Raw genomic sequence first — 2,505 nt, forward strand, 5'->3', positions numbered from 1 at the left:
AAGATGATACATGGTGCGTTTTTCTTCGCGTTTTCGAACAAGTCACGAACACGTGATGCCCCGACACCAACGAACATCTCAACGAAGTCAGAACCTGAAATCGAGAAGAATGGTACGCCAGCTTCACCAGCTGCAGCACGCGCGAGCAACGTTTTACCTGTACCTGGAGGACCCACGAGGAGAACCCCTTTCGGAATACGGGCACCGAGCTTCGCGAATTTACGCGGATCTTTTAAGAATTCGACGACTTCGACGAGTTCTTGTTTCTCTTCGTCTGCGCCGGCTACATCATCAAACGTAATCTTTTTCTTCTCTGTATCGTAGAGGCGTGCCTTCGATTTCCCGAAGTTCATGACGCGACCGCCACCACCGCCACCTTGTGCTTGATTAATCAAGAAGAAGAAGAGGATGAAGATGATGATGAATGGAACGATCGTCGTTAATAACGCGATCCAACCACCATTCGTTTCTGCTGCCTTGAAGTCCATCTTGACTCCTTGGCTTTTCAATTGCGTGTAGAGATCCGTTAGTTCCGTATCAACAGCCGGTACGACTGTTTCATACGTCGAATCTTTTGCACGCAAATCTCCTGTCACATTATACGTCTGGCCTTCATACTGGAAGGTAGCCGTCTTGATTTCACCTTTTTCAACAGACTCGACAAACTGTGTGTAATTGATTTCTTTGCTTTTGTTCACTGGACTCTGCAAGTATTGCAGAAACAAGATCAAAGCTAGAAAAATGACCCCAAACACGAGGGTATTCTTCACTGCTCGGTTCATCTTATGCCTCCTCTCCGCATCCATCTCGTTTTTCTAATGGATGAATACGAATCCTGGCGCGACAGGGCGCGCTTTGTAATTGGTTTCATCTTATCATGGGACAGACGAGATTAAAAATAATTAGCCACCGTAGACTGCAGGTTTCAAGACACCTACATACGGAAGGTTACGGTATTTCTCTTCGTAATCCAGACCATACCCGACGACAAATTCGTGTGGAATGACGAAGCCGCTGTAATCTGCATGCAAGTCATTTTTCCGTCCTGTCGGTTTGTCGAGCAATGTCACGATTTTAACGGACTTCGCTTTCCGGTACTTGAAGAGGTCTACGAGGTAACCAAGCGTCAATCCGCTGTCGATGATATCTTCGACAATCAAGATGTCGCGTCCTTCTACCGATGTGTTCAAATCTTTTTCAATCTTGACTTCACCGGTTGATGTTGTCCCACCGTGATACGTCGAAACGTCCATGAAGTCCATTTCAAGGTGCATATCCATCTTTTTGACAAGATCGGACATGAAAGGCATTGCGCCTTTTAAGACACACACAAGCAACGGAAAACGATCGTGATAATCCGCTGTCAAATCGCCGGCGAGTTCGCCCACTTTATTTTGGATCTCTTCTTCTGAAATCAATACTTTTTCCATATCGTTCATCAAGGTCATGCTAGGTATTCCTCCTCCATAATAAACACTACATTACCATTCTATCATTAAATAAGATTTTGCGAGGAGTTCAAATGACCCGAATATTGCAATTCGATGTCCAATGACGGCTAAAATCACTCCATTTGCATCGACGACGACCGGCACTTGTTCCCGGAGATAACGTGGAACCTTCGCATCAATCAGAATTCGACTGACTTTTTTCGAACCAACAGCAAGTTGAATCCGATCTCCCGGACGTGGCGGACGTACCGTCAACGGAAACGTAATCGCGTCCAGTGGGATCCCGTGCGTTCCAATTGAGAAGCGAAGCATTTGTTCACCATAATGATACGTTCCCAAATTCTCCCCTACTTGAAACGGTAAATCGTCATTCATTGACCGTATCACACGATCTTGCATCAAAAAGCCATATGCACGTCGCATCCTCCAGTTTCCATAATACACTTCGTCCGAGCCCTTATCCACCCGAAGCCATGTAACAAAGTGACGAATCGTTTCGGAAGAAAACGTATCGCCCGTTAACGTCGGCAAGACGAGCCGTTGTAAATCCGTCGGCAATTCTAAAATACGTGCGACCGGAATTCCGTTTGTTTCCTTGCACCGGTCGAGATAGGTCGCGACGAATGTTGCCTGCTCACGCATGATTTGCTGTCGCGCATGTGCTGCTGCTGCTGTTGCCTGTTCAAAACCAGGACGAATGTCTCGTAGTGGCGGAAGAATCTTATGCCGAATTTGATTTCGTAAATAGGTCGTTTCTGCATTTGATGCATCCTCTCGCCACGGTACCTCATGTTGCCATGCATAATCGAGTAATGCTTGCTTCGATTCATGTAGTAACGGTCGATGTAACCAGCCGTTACCAAACGGACGAATGACAGGAATCCCATCAACTTGTGCTTCTCCTCGAACGAGCTGAATGAGCAACGTCTCGATTTGATCATCTTGATGATGGGCGAGAACAAGACGCGAGCGTCCGGTCTCTTCCATGATGCGCTCAAAAAATGCATACCGTTCCTCACGACATGCTGCTTGAGAGCTCGTACGTCCTGCCCAG

General features: G+C 46.7%; 3 protein-coding genes. All 3 read right to left on the reverse strand.

What is annotated here, in order from left to right; genetic code table 11:
• Positions 1 to 782, reverse strand: a 782-nt coding sequence (locus B3S86_RS15185; protein ID WP_290754284.1) for an ATP-dependent metallopeptidase FtsH/Yme1/Tma family protein, incomplete at its 3' end; no start/stop codon positions are given.
• A gap of 120 nt (positions 783 to 902) precedes the next feature.
• Entirely contained in the window at positions 903 to 1,448 is a 546-nt protein-coding gene (gene hpt / locus B3S86_RS15190) for a hypoxanthine phosphoribosyltransferase (protein WP_035413256.1), read from the reverse strand.
• Positions 1,449 to 1,481: 33 nt separating this feature from the next.
• Positions 1,482 to 2,505 (reverse strand): tRNA lysidine(34) synthetase TilS (gene tilS / locus B3S86_RS15195; protein ID WP_290754287.1); only part of this gene is annotated, 1,024 nt, incomplete at its 5' end.

Source organism: Exiguobacterium sp. UBA3968, from assembly GCF_002385115.1.
GTDB lineage: Bacteria > Bacillota > Bacilli > Exiguobacteriales > Exiguobacteriaceae > Exiguobacterium_A.